Below are 17,854 nucleotides of genomic sequence, written 5' to 3' on the forward strand. Positions count from 1 at the left end.
GCCGCCGCCTCCGGCGCCGGGCTCTGCGGCGGCCGGGGCCGCCCGCCGGAACGCCGCGCAGGCCTGACCGCTTGAGCCACCGGGGCCTATGCTGTAGTGCGCCGGAGCTGGACTTTCGAGGATCGGACCATGGCAGGCGGACAGACCGCAGGCGACCAAAGCACCCCGGAATACCATCGGGGCGAGATGCAGGTCGCAACTCATCGTTCCATGTACATGCGCTTCAACGGCCTGGTGCATTGGGGCTGCACCTTCATCGCCGCCCTGGTGGCCTTCCTGGTGCTGTGGCTCTGCGCTCACATCGCCTTCCTGGCCTCGGCCTTCGTGGCGGCGGTGATCATCGGCGTAGGGGTGTGGATGAGTCGCAACACCGGCCACAACGCGGGCTACTGACGCCCCGAGGGCGAGCGCGGTAAACCGCCTTTAACCCTGCGGCGCTCTAATGCTCCTCCAACTGGCGGGGGTGGTCTTGAGCGAAGTCCTGAACATGGAGCCGGCGACCGGCTGGGCCGAAGCACGCTCCCTCATCCTGCTGAACCCCGAGCTGGTCTGCGACGACTCCCACCTGCTGCAGGCCCTGGGGCTTCGCCCGCACGCCTCCAACGTGGTGGAGTTCGGCCCCGCCGCCCTGGCCCGTCTGGAGGCCGCCCGCGAGCGCGAGACTACCGCCCGCCAGGAAGTGGAGGCCATCGCCAAGGCCAACCATTCCGCCCAGGGCCAAGCCCACGACCTGGTGCTCGACCTGCTGCTGGCCGCCAACAGCGCCGACCTCGCCTACCGCCTGCACGAGGGCGCCCAGCGCCGCTTCGGCCTGGAGGTGGCGAGCGTGGGCGTGGAGGGCCATGCGCCTGCGGGCTGGCGGTCGCTGCCGGTGGGCCTGGTCGGCTACGTCATCGAGCCGGGGCGCAGCTGCGCGGTCGGCCCCTGCACCGGCGGGGGCGAGATCTTCGGCGAGATGGCGGAGCGGGTGAAGAGCGTCGCCCTCATCCGCCTGTCCCTGTTCGATCCCAAGCGCGCAGGCCTGGTCGCCTTCGGCTCGGCAGACCCGGACGGGTTCGCCCCCGACATGGGCGTCGAGCTGATCGCCTTCGTCGGCCAGGTGGTGGAGCGTCTGGCCGAGCACTGGCCGCCGCGAGTTTGACAGCGCGGCGCAGCCCCCTCAGTCGCTCCGCGACAGCTCCTCCAGGGGGGGAGCATCTGGGCGCCGCGTCTGACGCCTCTGATCTTCCCCCGCTGGGGGAAGTCCGGCCGAAGGCCGGGATGGGGGCCCCCGCCGCCGAGGCGCTGGATGCCTGGATCGGCTATCTCGCCCACGAGCGGCGCGCCTCGCCGCTGACGCTTGAGGCCTACCGCGAGGACCTGACCGCCTTCTTCACCTTCCTGACCACCCACTTCGGCGGTCCGCCCACCTGCGCCACCCTGGCTGAGGTCTCGGCCGCGGACGTCCGCGCCTACATGGCCGCGCGCCGCAGCGGCGAGCGGCCGCTGACGCCCCGCTCGCTCAGCCGGCGGCTGTCGGCCATCCGCAGCTTCTACCGCTTCGCCGACCGGCGGCTGGGGATCGTCAACACCGGGGTGCCCCTTGTCCGCGGCCCCCGGCTGAAGCCCACTGCGCCCCGGCCGGTGACCGAGGACCAGGCCCGCGGCCTGATCACCGAGGCCGGGGACGACCCCGAGCGCGAGGCCTGGGAGACTGCGCGTGACGCGGCGCTCCTCACCCTGCTCTACGGCTGCGGCCTGCGCATCTCGGAGGCCCTGTCCCTCACCCGCGCCGACGCCCCCCTGCCCGAGGCGCTGCGCATCACCGGCAAGGGCGGCAAGACCCGGCTGGCGCCCGTGCTGCCGGCGGTGGCGGGGGGCGTGGACGCCTACCTGGCCGAGCTGCCCTTCCCCCTGGCTCCCGCCGACGCCCTGTTCCGGGCCAAGCGCGGCGGCCCGCTCGGCGCCCGCTACGCACAGGCGCTGATGGCGCGGCTGCGCGGCCGGCTCGGCCTGCCGGACAGCGCCACGCCGCATGCGCTGCGCCACAGCTTCGCCACCCACATCCTGGGCAACGGCGGCGACCTGCGCACCATCCAGGAGCTGCTAGGACACGCCTCGCTCTCCACCACTCAGAAGTACACGGCCGTGGACGCCGCCGGCCTGCTGGCCAGCTACGCCAGGGCGCATCCGCGGGCCTGAACACGCCTGTCATCCCGGCCTCCGCGCCTTCCCATCGCCTCATCCTGAGCCTGTCGAAGGACGGGGCGACGCACCCACGCCAGCCGCAGCGGGGCCGGCCTCGTCCTTCGACAGGCTCAGGATGAGGCCTACTGCAGAGGCGGAAGAGAAGCGGGCAAGGTGAATTCGGCGCAATCTGCTCGCGTCCACCGCCCGCCAGCCCCACCTTTGCGTTAGGGGACGGGTGGTCAGTCTAAGGATGGCTCAGATGGCGAAGAGCGGCGCGGGCCTGATGGGCCGGCTTCGCGGCGAAGCGGGGCGCGAGGGCGGGGCGCTGTGGATCCCCGAACTCGGGGCCGACCAGCGCGCCGACTTCGGCCGGCTGAAGCGCGAGCTTCGCGTGCTGGAGACCGCCCAGGACGACGGCCGCCGCAACCAGCCGCCGACCTCTGCCTTCGCGCCCACGGGCGCGGAGCTGCAGATCATCGGCCGCGTCGCCCAGGGCCTGCGCGACGTGAACGCCTTCCTGGCGTCCGTGCTCGGCGAAGCCTCGGCCCAGGCCGGCCGTCGGGTGCCGGGCGAGCTGACGCCCGAACACGCCCGCGCGGAGATCGACAGCCGCATCGGCCACGTCCTCTCCGAACGCCGCACCGACCTGGTGGCGCTCCGTGAGGAGGAGCTGGAGACCCAGCGCGACCTGAACTATTTCCGCCGCCGCCACGAGCTGCACCGCGCCGCCTCCTACCGCGAATCCACATTGCTGCCCTTCGCGATCCTGGTGGGCGCCTTTGTGCTGGAGAGCTTCGCCAACGCCTTCCTGCTCAGGCGGATTTCCGAGCAGGGCTGGGTCGGCGGCGTGGTGCTGGCGGCGGTGATCAGCCTGGTCAACATCTCGCTCGGCGTGTTCGGCGGCGGTGTGGGCTGGCGGCTGGTCGGCCACCGTTTCCCGCTGCAGAAGGCGGTGGGATGGGCTGTGAGCGTGGCCGCGGTCGTGCTGGCCTTCTTCTGGAACATCTATGCCGCCCACTTCCGCGAGGTGGCCGAGCAGGCTGTCGACACCGGGACCACCGCGACGCTCGCCGGCCACGCCGTGGACGCCCTGGCCGACATCAGGGCGCACGGCATCCTGGGCCTCACCTCGCTGTTCTCCTGGGGCCTGTTCGCGCTCGGCCTGCTCGTCCATCTCGCCGCCAGCCGCGAGGCCTGGGACGACATGGCCGACCGCTACTGGGACTACCGCCGCTATGACCGCGCCTACCGCACCGCGAGGCTGGACTACGAGGACACCGTCGCCGACGCCAAGGCTGCAGCGGTGGAGGCGAGCCGCGAGGTGCTGGCGGAACTGGAGGCGACCTACGCCCCCCACACCCAGGACCGCGACCGCCTGCTCGCCCTGGCCGAGCTGGCCCAGCGCCGCCTGGCGGAGGGGCGCGACGCGGAGGCCGAATGGGTCCGCCAGGGCGGCGCCCTGGTCAAGGCCTACCGCGACGAGAACGCTCAGGTTCGCTCCGACCCGGCCCCCGCCTATTTCGGCCGCCACGTGGAGCCCGACGCCTACCGCAACGGGATCGCCGGAGCGGTCCCGGCGGCGGCCGCGGAGCTGGAGGCCAGCCGCGCCAACGCCGAGCGGGCGGAGCTGCAAATCCGCCGCGACGCCGAGGCCGCCGCGCGCATCCACGCCGCCAACCAGTCCGCGCTGGTGGGGCTGAAGGCGTATGTCACCGAGGCGGCGGACGGGCTGCAGGCGCGCATCGACGGGCTGAAGACCGCCGTAGACCGCGAGGCGGACGCCAACCTGAACCGCCGCGCGCCGGTGGCGGAGAGCCCCCTCGGTCGCTCCGCGACAGCTCCCCCGCCGGGGGAGCATCCAGGAGGCGGCGATTTCGATCTTCGCTCCGCGGGGGAAGTCCGGCCGAAGGCCGGGATGGCGGCCTACGACGACGACGCCTTCGGACCGCTGGAGCGCGTAGGTGGTCCGTGACCGTCGCCGTGTGGCGGGTCGGGGTCAGCGGCGGCTTCGGCCCTCCGAAGTCCGCCGGCAGAAGCAGACCCGCCGCGCCGTCGTCATCCTCAGCGCTTCCGCGGCGGCCATCATCGGCGTGGGTGGGCTGCTGGCGCTGAACCGCAGCCCGCCCACCGACCCGGACACCGGCTGCATCGCCGGCCAGACAGTCCCGCGCGAGCACACCGTGGTGCTGGTGGACCAGACCGACGCCTTGACCACCCACCAGATCGCCTACGTCAAGGCGCTGATCCTGGCGGAGTACCAGCGCCTGCGCCCCTATGGCGAGCTGACGGTACGGGGCGTCCGCGCCGACCCCGACGACGCCGGGAACAGCTTCTCCCGCTGTCGCCTGCGCCGGGGCGCCGAGGTGCTGGGCGTGGCCTCCAACCCCGACATGATCGAGGCGGCGTTCAAGCGCACCGTCGGCGACGCCCTGAACGGCTACCTCAACGGCCTGCACGACGTGCCGAGCGCCCCCCGCTCGCCGATCATCGAGGCGGTGGACAGCGCCGTTGACGCCCCCGATTTCGGTCCGACCACGCACGACCGCCGCCTGGTGCTGGTCTCCGACATGGCCCAGAACAGCCGCTCGGTCAGCGAATACGCCGGCCCGGGGTCAGGCCTCGACCCCAGCCCCGCCGCGCGCTCGGAGCTGATGCGCGACCTCCACGGCGTGGCGGTGCGCATCCACTACGTGCACCGGCCGGACCTCGCCACGATCCAGACTGCAGCCCAGCGGGACTTCTGGCGCGCGTGGTTCACCGGCCAGGGCGCCAACGTGAAGCTCGGCTGGGGCCTGCAACTGGTCGACGGACGCCGTTAGCGCCTGGGCCGCCGGATGAGGGGATCATGTCGCCTTCAAGATTTAACCCTCGTCCGCTATATCGCGCGCCATGGGCTGGCTTCCGAAATCCCGCAGGGCGCGCCGCCGCCTGACCGCCGTGGCCGTGGCCGCCCCGATCTTGGGCGTGGCGGTGACGCTGTCGCTCTACGCCATGGGCGATGCGGCGGTGTTCTTCTACAGCCCGGCCCAGGCCCGGGCCAAGCACGTGCCGGCCAACCGGCTGGTGCGGCTGGGGGGCCTGGTGCAGATGGGCAGCGTGCAGAAGCTCGGCGACGGGGAGGTCCGCTTCGGCGTCACCGACCGGGCTGCGGCGGACGAGGTGGTCTACAAGGGCGACCTGCCCGACCTCTTCCGCGAAGGCCAGGGCGTGGTGACCCAGGGCGTGTTCCGCCCCGACGGCGTATTCGAGGCGCGCGAAGTCCTGGCCAAGCACGATGAGAAGTACATGCCCAAGGAGGTCGCCGACGCCCTGAAGAAATCCGGCGAATGGCGCCCCGACGGCGAGCAGACCTTCGCCGCGCGCACACCGGGCGGCGTCCCTGCAGCGGCCCAGGGCTTCCGATGACCGCCGAACTGGGCGCCTTCGCCCTGGTGCTGGCGCTGGCCATGTCGCTGGCCCAGGTGGGGCTGAGCGCCGCCGGCCGCGTCCGGCACGACGCCACCCTGCGCGGCGCAGGCGAGGGCGCAGCCCTGGCCGCCTTCGTCGCCATGGCGATGGCCTTCGCCGCCCTGATGACCGCATTCGTCACCTCCGACTTCTCGGTGGCCAACGTGCAGGTCAATTCCAACATCGAGCAACCGCTGTTCTACCGCATCACCGCCACCTGGGGCTCGCACGAGGGTTCCATGCTCTTGTGGAACCTGGCCCTCACCGGCATGGGCGCCGCGATCGCCCTGTTCGGGCGCAACCTGCCCACCGGCGTCAAGGCCGTGGCTCTGACCAGCCAGGGCGCGCTGGGCCTTCTGTTCATCGGCTACACCGCCTTCGCCTCCAACCCGTTCCTGCGGTTCGCTCAGGCGCCGCTGCAGGGTCAGTCGCTGAACCCGATCCTGCAGGACCCCTTCATGGCGATCCACCCGCCGTTCCTGTACTCCGGCTATGTCGGCTTTTCGGTGGTGTTCAGCCTCGCCGTCGCAGCCCTAGTGGAGGGGCGGGTGGACGCCGCCTGGGCGCGTTGGGTGCGGCCCTGGGCTTTAGCGGCCTGGAGCCTGCTGACCATAGGCATCACGCTGGGCTCGTTCTGGGCCTATTACGAACTGGGCTGGGGCGGCTGGTGGTTCTGGGATCCGGTGGAGAACTCCAGCTTCATGCCCTGGCTGGTGGGAACGGCGTTGATCCACTCCGCCATCGTCACCGAGAAGCGTGGTGCGCTGACGGGCTGGACGGTGTTCCTGGCGCTGTCGGCCTTCACCTTCTCCATGCTGGGCGCCTTCCTGGTGCGTTCGGGCATCCTGACCTCGGTGCACGCCTTTGCGGTGGACCCCAAGCGCGGCGTCCTGCTGCTGACCATCCTGGGTCTGGCATCGGGGACAGGCTTCTCGCTGTTCGCCTGGCGCGCGCCGGGGCTGGCGCCGGGCGGCCTCTTCGCGGCCGTCAGCCGGGAGGGCGCGCTGGTGCTGAACAACCTGTTCCTGGCCGCCGCCACCGTGACCGTGGCGCTGGGGACCCTCTATCCGCTGATCCGGCAGGCGCTGACGGGCGAGGCGATCTCGGTCGGCGCGCCCTACTTCGCCCTCACATTCGGGCCTCTGATGGGAGCCTGCCTGATGATCCTGCCCATCGGGCCGCTGCTGGCTTGGAAGCGCGGGGAGCTGACGCCCGCCCTGCGGCGGCTCTGGCTGGCCGGGATCGCAGCCGTCGCGGCGGGCGCCCTCGGCTGGGTGATCCTCAGTCCGCGCAAGGGCTTCGCCGCGCTGGGCTTGGCGCTGGGGGCGTGGCTGATCGCCGGCGCGCTGAGCGAGATCGTCCAGAGGGTCAGGATCGGAGAGGCTGGTGCGGCCGAGATCGGCCGTAGGCTTCGCCGTCTGCCGCTGGCGGCCTGGGGCATGACGCTCGCCCACCTAGGCCTCGGCGTCTTCGTGCTCGGGGCCAGTTCCGAGCTGGCCTGGCGGGTCGAGGCCGCCCGGACGCTGAACCTCGGCCAATCGGTGAGCTCGGGCGGCTACAGCTTGACCTTGCAGCAGGTCGCTCCGGTGCAGGGGCCAAACTTCACCGCCCAGCGCGCCACCATCGAGGTCGCCCCACCGCACGGCCCCGCCTTCACGGTCACGCCGGAGCGCCGCTTCTATCCCGATCGTCGCCAGACCACCTCCAAGGTCGCCATAAGCCGGCGCGGCGTCAGCGACCTCTACGTCGTGCTGGGGGACGAGCAGGACGAGGCGGGGCGCCCCGCCTGGCTGGTGCGCGCCTTCTACAACCCATGGGCCCGGCTGATCTTCTTCGGGCCGGTGCTGATGGCGCTGGGCGGCGCGGCGTCGCTGGCGGACCGCAGGCTGAGGCTGGCGGCTGGACGGCGGGCGGCGCCGGCCGCGCAGGTGGCGGCGGCGTGAGGCTGCACCGCGGAGCCTTCGCCTCAGGAGTTGGAGGGGTGGCGGCTCGACTTGCACGGCCGGCCCTCGCCATGGCCGCGCTCCTCTGCATCGCCGCCGCGCCGACCGAGGCGCTGCGCGACCCCGCGCAGGAGGCGCACGCGCATGTGCTGTTCCGCCAGGTGCGCTGCCTGGTGTGCCAGAACGAGTCCATCGACGACAGCGAGGCGCCGCTGGCGGCGGACCTCCGCGCCCTCGTGCGCCAGCAGGTGGCCGCCGGCCGCGCCGACGCCGACATCCGCGCCTTCCTGGTGAAGCGCTATGGCGAGTTCGTGCTGCTGAAGCCCGCCTTCTCCGCCGCCAATGCCTTGCTCTGGCTGACACCCTTCGTCATCATCCTCGGCGGAGGGGCGGCGATCGGGCTGCGGCGACGCGACGAGCGCGGCCGCGCCGCCGAGAGACCCCTGGACGCCGTAGAGGAAGCGCGACTCGCCGTGCTGGCCCCGACGCGCGTAGAGCCCGGCTGAGCGCCACGGTTGCGCCCCAGCTTGGCCCTCTTAAGGCCCGGTGGCCATGTGCAGTGCGCCCTGGCCATGGCCCCATGCGCGTCGGCAACCTACATGCACGCTTCGGTCTTCCGAGATGCGGATGCGGGCGTGCGCCCCTGAAGCCATGGCGGCGCTTGGCTAGAGAAAGAACGGTTTAGATGGCGATCAAGAACAAGGGTTTTATGGCCGGCGCGACCATCGGGGTCGGGCTCGCTGCCGCGGCCGCCATCGGGGCGGGCGTTCACCTGCCCAGCGCCGCCTCCGCCCAGCCGGCCGGCGCCATCCAGCCCACCGCCCCTCCCGGCGTCAACGCGCCCACCGGCGCGCCGGCCTCCTTCGCCGACATCATCCAGCGAGTCGCCCCGGCGGTGGTGTCCATCGAAGTGACGACGCACCTGAACCAGCCACGCACGATGCAGATCCCCGGCCTGCCCTTCCCCTTCACCATCCCCGGCCAGCCGGGCGGTGGTGGAGACGACGACAACGGGGACGACGGCGGGTCGGGCGACAACGGCGATACCGGGCAGGTCCAGCCGACGCCCGCACCTGGAACCCGGGGTCACGCCACACCCCGCCGCGCCACGCCCAAGGGCCCCGAGGCCATGGCGGCGGGCTCGGGCTTCTTCATTTCGGCCGACGGCTACATCGTCACCAACAACCACGTGGTCGCCGATGCGGACACCATCAAGGTGACGCTGAGCGACGAGCGGGAGCTGACGGCCCGCCTGATCGGCCGCGACGCGCTCAGCGACCTGGCGGTGATCAAGGTCGACGGCGGCGGCTTCCCCTTTGTCAGCTTCGAGACCGCCTCCAAGCCGCGGGTGGGCGACTGGGTCATCGCCATCGGCAATCCCTACACGCTGGGCGGCACCGTCACCGCGGGTATCGTGTCGGCGGAGGAGCGCCAGATCGGCCAGCAATTCGTCAACTACCTGCAGATCGACGCGCCCATCAACCGCGGCAACTCGGGCGGACCCACCTTCGACGTGTTCGGCCGGGTGGTCGGCGTGAATACCGCCATCTTCTCCGAGTCCGGCGGTTCGGTCGGCATCGGTTTCGCCATTCCCGCGGAACTGGCCTCCACCATCACCAAGCAGCTGATCGCCAACGGCCACATTGTGCGCGGCTATCTGGGCGTCTCGATCCAGACGGTCACCCGCGACATCGCCGCCAGCGAGGGGCTCGGCGACCGCCGCGGCGCCCTGGTGGGCGACGTGACGGCCGGCGGCCCCGCCGCACGGGCGGGTGTCCAGGTCGGCGACATCATCCTGTCGGTCAACGGCCATCCGGTGAAGTCGTCCGAGGAGCTGTCCCAGGTCACCGCCAACGTGCCCCCCGGCGGCGATCTGAGCCTGGAGTTGCTGCGGGGCGGCCGGCGCCTGACCATCTCCGCTCGGTCCGGCACCCGCCCGGCTGAGGCGACGCTGAACCCGAACGGGACCCCCGGCGACAGCGGCGGCGGCGAACAGCCCGGCGTCGGCGTGTCCACCCGCGCGCTCGGCATGCGGCTGGGCGTGCTTGACGCCGCGGCGCGCCAGCAGTTCAGCGTGCCCGCGACGGTGCGGAACGGCGCGGTGGTGGTCAGCGTCTCCAGTTCGTCGGACGCGGGCCACATCGGCGTCAAGCCCGGCTTCGTCATCCAGCGCGCCGGCGACCGTGTGGTCAATGCGCCGTCCGATGTGGTTGCTGCAGTGGCGGAGGCCCGGCGCGCCGGACGTCCCTCCATCCTGCTGCTGATCGAGGCGGACGGCCACAACAGCTTCGTGCCGGTGAAGTTGGACAGCGGCGACGCGCAAAAGTAGCTTGGCCGCACGCGGGGGCGGCGTCGGCCGTCCCCGCGATCCGCGGGAGGGCCAACGTGCGCATACTGGTCGTCGAGGACGACGCCGAAGCGGCCTCGGCCATGTGCCGCGGCCTGGCGGAGGCAGGCCACGCCTGCACCACCGCTGTCGACGGGGTGAAGGGGCTGGAGGCCGCCCGCAGCGGTGGCGGCTTCGACGTCATGGTGGTCGACCGGATGATGCCCAACATGGATGGCGTCACCCTGGTCCAGACCCTGCGGCGCGAGGGCGACAACACGCCCGTCCTGTTCCTGAGCGCGCTGGGCGAGATCGACGACCGGGTGAAGGGTCTGCAGGCCGGCGGCGACGACTACCTGGTCAAGCCCTACGCCTTCGCCGAGCTGATCGCCCGGGTGGACGCCCTGGCGCGCCGGCGCGAGACCGGCTCGGTCCACACCCTGCTCAAGGTCGGCGAGCTGGAGATGGACCTGATCAGCCGTGGCGTGAGCCGCGCCGGCAAGGCCATCGACCTGCAGCCGCGCGAGTTCCAGCTGCTGGAGTACCTGATGCGCCATGCCGGCCAGTCGGTCACCCGAACCATGCTGCTGGAAGAGGTCTGGCACTACCACTTCGACCCGCAGACCAACGTGATCGACGTCCACATCTCGCGCCTCCGCTCCAAGATCGACAAGGACTTCGACCGCCCGATGCTGCAGACCGTGCGCGGCGCGGGCTACCGGCTGGATGGGTGACGGGCGGCCTGGAGCGGATTAGGCCATGCGCCTGCCCTCCCTCACCCGCACGACGCCGTTCCGCCTGACCCTGGTCTTCCTGGCGCTGTTTGCGGCCTTCGCGGCGGCGTTCCTGGCCTACATCTACGTGGCGACCGCGGGCGAGGTGACGCGGCGCGCCGACGAGGAGGTCGGGCGCGAGCTGGACTCGCTGCAGGCGGTCTATGCCCGCGGCGGGCTATCGGCCCTGAACCAGGCCATGATCGAGCGGGCGGTGGGCGACCGGCCCTACCTCTACCTGCTGATGGACAAGACCGCCCATCCGGTGACCGGCAACCTGGCGCAGTCGCCGCTCGACGACCCCACCCGCGCCCCGGCCAGGGCCGAGTTCCGCATCACCGACACCGACCCGGACGGGGCGGTGGTGAAGTCTCAGGGCTATGGCCGCCAGATTCGCTTGCCTACGGGCGAGCTGCTGTTCGTCGGCGCCGACATTGGCCCGGGCCGGGCCTCGGTGATCCGCATCGTGAGGTCCATCTGGGGAGCGGGCGTCATCGTGATCCTGCTGGGCCTGGCCGGCGGGCTTTTCGTCAGCCGCAACGTCAGCCGGGCCCTGGCCGAGCTGAACCGCGCCGTGGGCGCGGTGGCGGCCGGCGACCTGAACGCCCGCATCCCGGTCCGAGGCGTTCGCGACGAGTATGACGAACTGGCGGTCGGCCTGAACGGCATGCTGGAGCGGGTGGAGCGGCTGATGGGGAGCATGCGCCACGCCGGCGACGCGATCGCCCACGACCTCCGTTCGCCCCTCACCCGGCTCCGCGCCCGCCTGGAAGTGTCGATGATGGAGGTGGAGGCCGGCCACGCTGATCCGCAGGCCGCCCTCGCCACGGCCCTGGAGGATACGGATTCGGTGCTCAAGACATTCGGCGCGGTGCTGGCCATCTCCCGCCTGCAGGCGGCGGGCTCCATCGCCGAGCCCAAGGTGTTCGACGTGGCGGAGGTCGCGGCGGGCGTTTCCGAGCTCTACGAGGCGGTGTGCGAGGAGAAGGGCCAGGACTTCGGCGCCGAACTCGGGCGCGGCCTGCTCGTGCGCGGCGACCGCGACTTCGTCGCCCAGGCGCTCGCCAACCTGCTGGACAACGCGGTGAAATACACGCCCGGAGGCGGGGCGGTGATGCTGCGGACGCGCCGGCGGGCGTCGGGCGAGGTGGAGGTCAGCGTCACCGACACCGGTCCAGGCATCCCCGAGGGCGACCGGGAGCGGGTGCTGGAACGCTTCGTGCGGCTGGAGCGGAGCCGCAGCGCGCCCGGATCGGGTCTCGGCCTGTCGCTGGTGGCCGCCGTGGCCGCCGCCCATGGAGCGCGGTTGGAGCTGACCGAGGGACCAGGCGTGCTGGACGGGCGCGGGCCGGGCTTGCGGACCGTGCTGGTGTTTCCAGCCGCGTGAGCGGGGGCGAGCGCGGCTGACGCCCGGATCGAAACCCAGGTATGCTGGCCCGCCACGACGAGGAGCCGCCGATGCTGGGCTTGATGCAAGACTGGCCGCTGACCGTGGACCGCATCCTGGACCACGCCGCGCACCGCCACGGGACTCGCGAGATCGTCAGCCGATCGGTGGAGGGGCCGGTCGTGCGCACGACCTATGCCGAGCTGCACGGGCGCGCCAAGCAGGTCAGCCACGGCCTCCGGGAACTCGGGATCGCGCGCGGCGACCGCGTGGCCACGCTCGCCTGGAACTCCGCCCGGCACATGGAGGTCTGGTACGGGATCATGGGGATCGGCGCGGTCTGCCACACGCTCAATCCGCGCCTGCACCCCGACCAGCTGTGCTGGATCATCCAGAACGCCGGCGACCAGGTGATCCTGGCCGACATCGGCTTCGCCCCCATGCTGCTGGCGGCGCTGGCCACCCGTGAGACGCCGGTGGAGCGCCTCATCCTGCTCAGCGACGAGGCGCACCGCCCGCCGCAAGCCGGCCCGGACGTGCTGATGTACGAGGACTGGCTCGCAGGGCGTCCGGCCACCGACGCCGCCGGGGCGCCGGCCTGGGGCCGGTTCGGGGAGGAGACGGCCTGCGGGCTCTGCTACACCTCGGGCACCACGGGCGATCCCAAGGGGGTGCTCTACTCGCACCGCTCCAACTTCCTGCACACCTTTCTGATCCTGCAGGCCGACATTATGGGCCTGTCCGCCGCCGATGTGATCCTGCCCATCGTGCCCATGTTCCACGCCAACGCCTGGGGCGTCGCCTTCGCCGCACCCGCAGTCGGCGCCAAGATGGTCATGCCGGGCTCGAGGCTCGACGGCGCCTCCGTGCACGAGCTGCTGGAAACCGAGGGCGTCACCTTTTCCGCAGCCGTACCCACGGTCTGGCAGGGCCTGCTGCAGCACCTGGACGCCACGGGCGGGAAGCTCACCACCCTGAAGCGGGTGGTGATCGGCGGTTCGGCCTGTCCTGAGGTATTGTTGCGCCGCTTCTGGGACGACTACGGGGTGGAAGTGCGCCACGCCTGGGGCATGACCGAGACATCGCCGGTGGGCACCATGGGCGCGCCGGACGCCCGGGCCGCCGCCCTGCCCTTCGCGGAGCAGCTGCCCTGGCGCATGAAGCAGGGTCGCCCGCCGCTGGGCATCGAGCTGAAGCTGGTTGACGACGGCGGAGCGGAGGTGGCGGAGGACGGCGTCTCGGTCGGCCGCCTGATGGTGCGCGGGCCGACCGTGGCGCGCGGCTACTTCGCCCGGGACGGCGAGGTGCTGGACGCGGACGGCTTCTTCGACACCGGAGACATCGCCTCCATCGATCCGCACGGCGTCATGCAGATCACCGACCGGGCCAAGGACGTGATCAAGTCCGGCGGCGAATGGATCAGCTCCATCGAGATCGAGAACATCGCCACCAGCCATCCCGGCGTGGCGATGGCGGCGGTGGTGGGCGTGGCGCACCCGAAATGGGACGAGCGGCCGCTGCTGCTGGTGCAGCTGAAGCCCGGCGCGACCGCGGACGGCAAGGCGATGCAGGACCATCTTTCCGGCAGGATCGCCAAATGGTGGATGCCGGACGACGTGGTGTTCCTAGACGAAATCCCGCTGGGCGCGACCGGCAAGGTGGACAAGAAGGCGTTGCGGGCGAAGTTCGCGGAGCGGTATGCGGCGACAGAGCTATCCGCCGCCGGATAGAACGTGATCCGATAAGATAGAACGCCGCCTTCATACCGCTCATCCCGGCGAAGGCCGGGACCCAGATCGTAAAGCGCCAGGGTTTGGAAAACAGGCTCAGCTTCATCGCACTGAGCCTTACGATCTGGGTCCCGCCCTTCGCCGGGATGGGCGGCGGAGGCTCAATCGTCCCGGTGCACGCGCTCGCGACGTTCGTGGCGTTCCTGGGCTTCCACGCTCAGGGTGGCGATGGGGCGGGCGTCCAGGCGGCCGAGACCGATGGCTTCGCCGGTCTCGTCGCAGTAGCCGTAGGAGCCGTCCTCGATCCGGCGGAGCGCCGCATCGATCTTGGAGATCAGCTTGCGCTGGCGGTCGCGGGCGCGGAGCTCGATGGCGCGATCCGTCTCCGACGACGCCCGATCCGCAAGGTCGGGATGGTTTTCGGTAACCGATTGCAGCAAGACGACGGTCTCGCGAGATTCGCGGAGCAGATCATCCTTCCACGTAAGCAGTTTTCTTCGGAAATACTCTAGCTGCCTTGGGTTCATGAAAGGCTCGTCGTCGCTTGGACGATAAACCTCCGGAACCGGACGGGTGGGCGCTTCAATCACTGACGCGAACGCCTGCATCGACGAACTCACGTATTGGGCCACTTTGTGGCGCGGCGTATAGCTGGAGTGCTTGATCTGTGCAAACGAAGCTCGCCCGAGACGTGCGCCGTGCGACCATTCGTCAGGCCTCAGCTCTCGTCTCGCGCTTGGCCATCTCGACGGCCGCGCGAACCTCGATCTCTTCAAGCACGTCTTCCAGGACGCCGTCCCCGGTCTCGGCGCGGGCCTCGCGCACGGCGCCCTGCAGGCGCTGCAGGGCGACGCCGTCCAGGCCCTCCGGGTCGAGGACGGCGACGCGCAGGTCATCCAGGGCGTCCAGGATGCGGCCGGCGCGGCGTACCGCCTTGCGGCGGCGCTCCAGCGGGCTGGAGGTCTCCTGAAGGGCGAGCAGCGCCTCCAGCGAGCCCACCGGGCCGGCGGAGAAAGCCCGGGTGGTGGTTGCGGCCGAGCCGGCCTCTTCGGTCGCAGGCGCAAACCCGTCCGCGACGGGGCGGCCGGCCGTGCGTCCGGCCGTAGGGGAGGCGCTGGGGGAACCGTTGACCTTCATGCCTGGCGCGCCCGCTTCCGGGCCCTCAAACGACCTGGGGCGACTCTTGCCGTTGTTGATTTGGATAGGGTTAACGCGCCCGGCAGCATTTGCCCGCCGCCTGATCCGATCCGTTGCTCGACCCAAGCCCGGAAGGGGAAATGGCGGTGAGCTTCCTGGCACGACTGTCGCAGGGGATGTCGGACGGCCGCTTGGCGGCCTTGATGTACGTGTGGCGGAAATGGCTTCGGGAATGTCGATTTTCAGCCGACTGGCGGCGACCCTGCTGGGCTTGGCCGTAGCGCTCGGCGCGGTGGCCGTCCCCGCCGGCGCCACCTCGCGCATCAAGGACGTCGTCTCCTTCGAGGGTGTGCGGGAGAACAAGCTGGTGGGCTATGGGCTGGTGGTCGGGCTTAACGGCACAGGCGACAGCCTGCGCAACGCGCCCTTCACCCAGCAGAGCCTGCAGTCGATGCTGGAGCGGCTGGGGGTGAACACCCGCAACACCACCAACATCGACACCAAGGACGTGGCCGCAGTGATGGTCACCGCCAGCCTGCCGGCCTTCTCCGCCTCCGGCTCCCAGATCGACGTGACGGTCTCGGCCATGGGCGACTCCAAGAGCCTGCTCGGCGGCACCCTGCTGGTCACGCCCCTGCTGGGCGCCGACGGGGAGGTCTATGCGGTGGCGCAGGGCACCGTGCAGACCGGCGCCATCTCGGCGTCGGGCGCGTCCGGCTCCTCCGTCACCCGCGGCGTGCCGACCTCGGGCCGCATCGCCTCAGGCGCGTCGGTGGAGCGCGAGATCGGCTTCGACTTCTCCAAGATGGCCAGCCTGCGGCTGACCCTGCACAACCCTGACTTCACCACCTCCGAGCGGATCGCCAAGGCGGTGAACGCCCGCTTCCCCGGGACGGCGAGCCCGGACAACCCCACCATCGTCACCCTGACGCCGCCCAAGGGCGAGAACATCGTCAACTTCGTGACTTCGGTGGAGCAACTGGAGGTGGACCCGGACGTCCCGGCCAAGGTGGTGATCGACGAGGTGAACGGGGTGGTGGTGATGGGCGACGACGTGCGCATCTCCACCATCGCCATCGCCCAGGGCAACCTGACCATCTCGGTGCAGGAGACGCCCCAGGTCAGCCAACCGACGCCCCTGTCGCGGGGCGCGACGACGGTGGTCCCCAGGAGCGAGGTCGGCTTCAACGAGCAGAAGGGCCGCCACCTCATCATGCTGCGGTCCGGCGCGTCGCTCGCCGCCCTGGTGAAGGGGCTGAACACGCTGGGCGTCACGCCCCGCGACATGATCTCGATCCTGCAGGCGATCAAGACCGCCGGCGCCCTGCAGGCCGACATCGAGGTGATGTGATGACCGCCGTCTCCACCTACACCAGCGCCGCCGCCTCGGGCGCCACACCCAGCTCCGGCCTGCGCCCCGCCACGCCGGCCCAGCGGGCCCGGGTGGAGAAGACCGCCCAGAGCTTCGAAGCCTCGTTCCTGTCCTCCATGTTCGGCCAGATGTTCGAGGGGACCGACGTGTCGGAGCCCTTCGGCGGCGGCGCAGGCGAATCGGCCTTCCGCTCGTTCATGACCGACGCCATGGGCAAGTCGATGGCCAGCCATGGCGGCATAGGCCTGGCGAAGTCGGTGACGGCCGAAATGCTGAAGATGCAGGGTCTGAGCTGATGACCCTGGCCTCCGCCGACCCCGGCGACCATGTCGACCAGCTGGTGGCGCTCACCGAGCGGCTGTCAGCGCTGCTGGCCGAGCAGACCCGCCTGTTCGAGGCGCGCCGCCCTCAGGACGCCGCCACGCTCACCGCCAGGTCCACCGAGCTCGCCACCCTCTACCGGCGGGAGTCCGCCCGGCTGAAAGCCGACCCCCGCATGATCGCAGGCGCACCTCGGGTCAAGCGCCAGCGGCTGGTGGAGGCGACGCAGGCCTTCGATAAGGTGCTGGCCCGGCACGGCCGCTCTGTGTACGCCGCCAAGACCGTGACCGAGGGGCTGATCCACGCGGTCGCCCAGGAGGTCGCCCGCCGCCGCGCGCCTGCGGCCGGCTACGGTCCCCGGGCCCGCGCCTTGTCCGGCGACGGCTCCGCCATCACCCTGAACCGACGCGCCTGAGCGCCGCCTGGCGGTCCAGGATCAGGGTCGTCTGGACGCCACCGCCGTTCAGGCCCCACTCCACCCGCCAGCCGTCCGGTCCGGGCCAGGACTGGTAAGGGGCTGCGAGGGCGACGGGCGGCTCCAGGGTCACCTGCCGCTCGGACGCGGCGCCCTGCGCGCGCACCTGCAGCTGGTGCGGCCCCATGGCCAGCCGCCGGTCGGCGGCCAGCAAGGCGTAGCGGCCGGCCTGATCCGCCTGTCCGACCGCCGCCGGCGCGCCGTCCACCACCAGGGTGAGTTGGGTGTGCGCCGGCGCGGCGCCGGCCACGGCGATGAAACCGCTGGGATCGTAGTCGACTGAGGCGATCCTGGTCGATTGATCCAGGCTGAGCGGCGACGCGGCGTAGCCCGCCCGCACCGTGACCGCCGGCGCCGCCGCGCCAGGGGCGGTGATAAGCGCGCCATCGGCATGGACGGTACGTCCCTCCAGCATGGCGGAAACGGCGTAGAGGCGCGGCTGGGGCGAGGCGGACAGGTGGACGCTCCAGCCGCCGCGCGCGTCGACGCCGGCGCGCGCCTGCTCACCCTCCGGAGACACGATCTGGACCGTGGAGCGGAGCGGCGCGGTCCCGAATATCGTCAGTCCCCCGTCGGCGCCTACCCGCACCGCTGTGGCGCGAGGAGGCGCGAGGTAGCTGGCCTCCCCCGACTCCGTCTGCCGTGTGGCGGCTCCGGGCGACGTGTCGCGGCGAACTCCGCAGGCCGCCAGGCCGCCCGCCAGCAGCAAGGCGCTCCACCGCATGGGGTCGACTCGCCGGGTCGCCAGCCTTCCCAAGCGCACCTCCCCGTCTC

General features: G+C 71.4%; 18 protein-coding genes. 15 read left to right on the plus strand and 3 right to left on the minus strand.

Annotated elements, in window-relative coordinates; all coding sequences use genetic code 11:
* Positions 1-129 precede the first annotated feature (129 nt).
* From HUV06_RS03870 to HUV06_RS03925, 12 genes are all read left to right on the plus strand, one after another.
* Positions 130-393 carry an aa3-type cytochrome c oxidase subunit IV gene (locus HUV06_RS03870; protein ID WP_174299958.1) on the plus strand — a complete coding sequence of 88 codons (264 nt, stop codon included), beginning with the start codon at positions 130-132 and terminating at the stop codon, positions 391-393.
* Positions 394-442: 49 nt separating this feature from the next.
* A complete protein-coding gene (locus HUV06_RS03875) occupies positions 443-1,141 on the plus strand; it encodes a DUF484 family protein (RefSeq protein WP_174299959.1) in 699 nt (232 codons plus the stop codon).
* Positions 1,142-1,260: 119 nt separating this feature from the next.
* The gene (locus HUV06_RS03880) at positions 1,261-2,181 is read left to right on the plus strand and encodes a tyrosine recombinase XerC (protein ID WP_174299960.1); all 921 of its coding nucleotides are present in this window, start codon (positions 1,261-1,263) and stop codon (positions 2,179-2,181) included.
* 247 nt (positions 2,182-2,428) lie between these two features.
* Positions 2,429-4,141: a hypothetical protein gene (locus HUV06_RS03885; protein ID WP_174299961.1), complete on the plus strand. Its 1,713-nt coding sequence runs from the start codon at positions 2,429-2,431 to the stop codon at positions 4,139-4,141.
* Positions 4,131-4,988 carry a hypothetical protein gene (locus HUV06_RS03890; RefSeq protein WP_174299962.1) on the plus strand — a complete coding sequence of 286 codons (858 nt, stop codon included), beginning with the start codon at positions 4,131-4,133 and terminating at the stop codon, positions 4,986-4,988. The genes HUV06_RS03885 and HUV06_RS03890 overlap by 11 nt, the downstream gene beginning before the upstream one ends.
* 70 nt (positions 4,989-5,058) lie before the next feature.
* The gene (gene ccmE, locus HUV06_RS03895; RefSeq protein ID WP_174299963.1) at positions 5,059-5,574 is read left to right on the plus strand and encodes a cytochrome c maturation protein CcmE; all 516 of its coding nucleotides are present in this window, start codon (positions 5,059-5,061) and stop codon (positions 5,572-5,574) included.
* Entirely contained in the window at positions 5,571-7,559 is a 1,989-nt protein-coding gene (locus tag HUV06_RS03900) for a heme lyase CcmF/NrfE family subunit (RefSeq protein WP_174299964.1), read from the plus strand. The genes ccmE and HUV06_RS03900 overlap by 4 nt, the downstream gene beginning before the upstream one ends.
* 38 nt (positions 7,560-7,597) lie before the next feature.
* The gene (locus HUV06_RS03905; RefSeq protein WP_371810978.1) at positions 7,598-8,065 is read left to right on the plus strand and encodes a cytochrome c-type biogenesis protein; all 468 of its coding nucleotides are present in this window, start codon (positions 7,598-7,600) and stop codon (positions 8,063-8,065) included.
* Between the two features lie 179 nt (positions 8,066-8,244).
* A complete protein-coding gene (locus HUV06_RS03910; protein WP_174299965.1) occupies positions 8,245-9,888 on the plus strand; it encodes a S1C family serine protease in 1,644 nt (547 codons plus the stop codon).
* Between the two features lie 56 nt (positions 9,889-9,944).
* Complete coding sequence (locus tag HUV06_RS03915; protein ID WP_174299966.1) at positions 9,945-10,619, plus strand: response regulator transcription factor; 675 nt, start codon at positions 9,945-9,947, stop codon at positions 10,617-10,619.
* A 25-nt stretch (positions 10,620-10,644) separates the two neighbouring features.
* Complete coding sequence (locus HUV06_RS03920; RefSeq protein WP_174299967.1) at positions 10,645-12,045, plus strand: HAMP domain-containing sensor histidine kinase; 1,401 nt, start codon at positions 10,645-10,647, stop codon at positions 12,043-12,045.
* A 71-nt stretch (positions 12,046-12,116) separates the two neighbouring features.
* On the plus strand, positions 12,117-13,775 hold the full coding sequence (locus HUV06_RS03925) for a long-chain-fatty-acid--CoA ligase (protein ID WP_174299987.1): 1,659 nt from the start codon (positions 12,117-12,119) through the stop codon (positions 13,773-13,775).
* A gap of 161 nt (positions 13,776-13,936) precedes the next feature.
* Here the strand turns inward: HUV06_RS03925 and dksA are convergent, their stop codons facing one another.
* Positions 13,937-14,383: an RNA polymerase-binding protein DksA gene (gene dksA, locus HUV06_RS03930; protein WP_174299968.1), complete on the minus strand. Its 447-nt coding sequence runs from the start codon at positions 14,381-14,383 to the stop codon at positions 13,937-13,939.
* A 103-nt stretch (positions 14,384-14,486) separates the two neighbouring features.
* Positions 14,487-14,912 carry a flagellar assembly protein FliX gene (locus HUV06_RS03935; protein WP_174299969.1) on the minus strand — a complete coding sequence of 142 codons (426 nt, stop codon included), beginning with the start codon at positions 14,910-14,912 and terminating at the stop codon, positions 14,487-14,489.
* 232 nt (positions 14,913-15,144) lie between these two features.
* Here HUV06_RS03935 and HUV06_RS03940 point away from each other — a divergent pair, with 232 nt between their 5' ends.
* The 3 genes from HUV06_RS03940 to HUV06_RS03950 are packed head-to-tail and all read left to right on the plus strand — an operon-like array spanning position 15,145 to position 17,020.
* Entirely contained in the window at positions 15,145-16,263 is a 1,119-nt protein-coding gene (locus HUV06_RS03940) for a flagellar basal body P-ring protein FlgI (protein WP_174299970.1), read from the plus strand.
* Positions 16,263-16,580, plus strand: a complete 318-nt coding sequence (locus HUV06_RS03945; protein WP_174299971.1) for a rod-binding protein — start codon at positions 16,263-16,265, stop codon at positions 16,578-16,580. Before HUV06_RS03940 ends, HUV06_RS03945 begins: the two co-directional genes overlap by 1 nt.
* A complete protein-coding gene (locus HUV06_RS03950) occupies positions 16,580-17,020 on the plus strand; it encodes a flagellar basal body protein (RefSeq protein WP_174299972.1) in 441 nt (146 codons plus the stop codon). The genes HUV06_RS03945 and HUV06_RS03950 overlap by 1 nt, the downstream gene beginning before the upstream one ends.
* Here HUV06_RS03950 and HUV06_RS03955 read toward each other — a convergent pair.
* Positions 16,998-17,837 carry a hypothetical protein gene (locus HUV06_RS03955; RefSeq protein WP_174299973.1) on the minus strand — a complete coding sequence of 280 codons (840 nt, stop codon included), beginning with the start codon at positions 17,835-17,837 and terminating at the stop codon, positions 16,998-17,000. The genes HUV06_RS03950 and HUV06_RS03955 overlap by 23 nt on opposite strands.
* Positions 17,838-17,854 lie beyond the last annotated feature (17 nt).

This window comes from Caulobacter sp. S45, from assembly GCF_903642205.1.
Classification (GTDB): Bacteria; Pseudomonadota; Alphaproteobacteria; order Caulobacterales; family Caulobacteraceae; genus CAHJWH01.

Bases quoted from the DNA above. Each gene is read 5' to 3' on its own strand.
- HUV06_RS03870 (WP_174299958.1), top strand. From the start codon at position 130: ATGGCAGGCGGACAGACCGCAGGCGACCAAAGCACCCCGGAATACCAT.
- HUV06_RS03875 (WP_174299959.1), top strand. From the start codon at position 443: ATGCTCCTCCAACTGGCGGGGGTGGTCTTGAGCGAAGTCCTGAACATG.
- HUV06_RS03880 (WP_174299960.1), top strand. From the start codon at position 1,261: ATGGGGGCCCCCGCCGCCGAGGCGCTGGATGCCTGGATCGGCTATCTC.
- HUV06_RS03885 (WP_174299961.1), top strand. From the start codon at position 2,429: ATGGCGAAGAGCGGCGCGGGCCTGATGGGCCGGCTTCGCGGCGAAGCG.
- ccmE (WP_174299963.1), top strand. From the start codon at position 5,059: ATGGGCTGGCTTCCGAAATCCCGCAGGGCGCGCCGCCGCCTGACCGCC.
- HUV06_RS03900 (WP_174299964.1), top strand. From the start codon at position 5,571: ATGACCGCCGAACTGGGCGCCTTCGCCCTGGTGCTGGCGCTGGCCATG.
- HUV06_RS03910 (WP_174299965.1), top strand. From the start codon at position 8,245: ATGGCGATCAAGAACAAGGGTTTTATGGCCGGCGCGACCATCGGGGTC.
- HUV06_RS03920 (WP_174299967.1), top strand. From the start codon at position 10,645: ATGCGCCTGCCCTCCCTCACCCGCACGACGCCGTTCCGCCTGACCCTG.
- HUV06_RS03925 (WP_174299987.1), top strand. From the start codon at position 12,117: ATGCTGGGCTTGATGCAAGACTGGCCGCTGACCGTGGACCGCATCCTG.
- dksA (WP_174299968.1), bottom strand. From the start codon at position 14,383: ATGCAGGCGTTCGCGTCAGTGATTGAAGCGCCCACCCGTCCGGTTCCG.
- HUV06_RS03935 (WP_174299969.1), bottom strand. From the start codon at position 14,912: ATGAAGGTCAACGGTTCCCCCAGCGCCTCCCCTACGGCCGGACGCACG.
- HUV06_RS03940 (WP_174299970.1), top strand. From the start codon at position 15,145: ATGTCGATTTTCAGCCGACTGGCGGCGACCCTGCTGGGCTTGGCCGTA.
- HUV06_RS03945 (WP_174299971.1), top strand. From the start codon at position 16,263: ATGACCGCCGTCTCCACCTACACCAGCGCCGCCGCCTCGGGCGCCACA.
- HUV06_RS03950 (WP_174299972.1), top strand. From the start codon at position 16,580: ATGACCCTGGCCTCCGCCGACCCCGGCGACCATGTCGACCAGCTGGTG.